The following is a 1,138-nucleotide window of genomic DNA, read 5'->3' on the forward strand; positions in this document are numbered from 1 at the left end:
CCTAAGCAGCGATTCGGTGGTTGGCGAACGGATGGCGATTTCGTTCGCAATTGAGCATCCTGACCGCCTCGTGGATGGCATCATCGAGGTTGTCTGGACCGTCGAAAGTCTGGTGAGCGAGATGATGCTGCTTCAGATCGCGCCAGAGCTCTTCAATGTCGTTGAGCTCCGGCGTGTATCTCGGCAGCCATTCGACCGTGAGCCAGGACGCCCGCTCGGCGAGTGCGGCGCGTGTCGCCTTGCTGGTGTGGATCGGGCCGTTGTCGAGGACGAGCACGATCGGCTTCTTCGCACGATCGCGCGTCGGACCATACTGCGTGTCGATCTGTTCCAGGAGCGCGATGAAATCGGCACTGCGCTTACTCCGGCTGGTGCGCACCATCAGTTCACGCGGTGCCCAGTCGAGCAGACCGAGCATCGCCACCTTGGCGGCTTGGCCGGGCGCTGGAATGCGCAGATCCGCACCTTTCTTGGCCCAGGCATGGGCCAGATCGGGATGGGTGAGCGCTTCGGACTCATCCCCGAACAAGAGCACGATGTCGCCCGCCTCGGCCTGTGCCTTCAGGAGCTTGCGGCGCAGGCCGGCGCGATCCACGGCGTCTGCATCCTGGCGGCCCTTCAGGGTATGGCGCGGCCGGCGCCAGCGGAAAGCCCCCTTTGCCGCAACACGACTGAGAGGCGTGAGCGCGAGATGCGCACGCCGGAGCGCTTCTCGCTCTCGTCGGCCAGCCGCGGCAGGGTCCAGTTGGGGCGATCCGCCACCGATCCCGACAGAACCGCCTCGGCCACCGCGAGCGCGCACTCGGCCTCGACCTGAGCTGGTTCCGGGGCAACGGATCGCCGCAGCGCCGCGACCCCACCCTGGCTGAAAGCGCTGCGCCAAAGCCGCACGGTATCCTCGCGCACGCCGAAGGCCTCGGCGATCCGTGGGCTCGTCCAGCCGGCCAGGGTCAGCAGGAGCGCCCGCGCCCGATCGGCCTCGCCCCGATCCCGCGAGTGGCTGAGGGCTATGAGGTCACGCCGTTGTGCGGCGCTCGCGACAACAGGGGATTTGCCCGCCATGATCCGCATCCCGAACTAAACCACAAGATGGAATCACAGACAGCATCCGTTGGCCACCCCGCTGAAACCTGCTTAG

2 protein-coding genes are annotated in these 1,138 nt (G+C 66.3%); both read right to left on the reverse strand.

The window, feature by feature from the left end; genetic code table 11:
- Position 1 precedes the first annotated feature (1 nt).
- Entirely contained in the window at positions 2-622 is a 621-nt protein-coding gene (locus tag FS320_RS46875; protein WP_244627777.1) for an IS630 family transposase, read from the reverse strand.
- Positions 619-1,062 carry a helix-turn-helix domain-containing protein gene (locus tag FS320_RS43820; protein WP_162003647.1) on the reverse strand — a complete coding sequence of 148 codons (444 nt, stop codon included), beginning with the start codon at positions 1,060-1,062 and terminating at the stop codon, positions 619-621. Before FS320_RS43820 ends, FS320_RS46875 begins: the two co-directional genes overlap by 4 nt.
- Positions 1,063-1,138: the final 76 nt, after the last annotated feature.

The sequence above is a fragment of the Microvirga tunisiensis genome (genome assembly GCF_009296175.1).
GTDB classification, from domain to species: domain Bacteria; phylum Pseudomonadota; class Alphaproteobacteria; order Rhizobiales; family Beijerinckiaceae; genus Microvirga; species Microvirga tunisiensis.

Coding starts and splice junctions, on each gene's coding strand:
- FS320_RS43820 (WP_162003647.1), bottom strand. CDS start 1,062: ATGGCGGGCAAATCCCCTGTTGTCGCGAGCGCCGCACAACGGCGTGAC.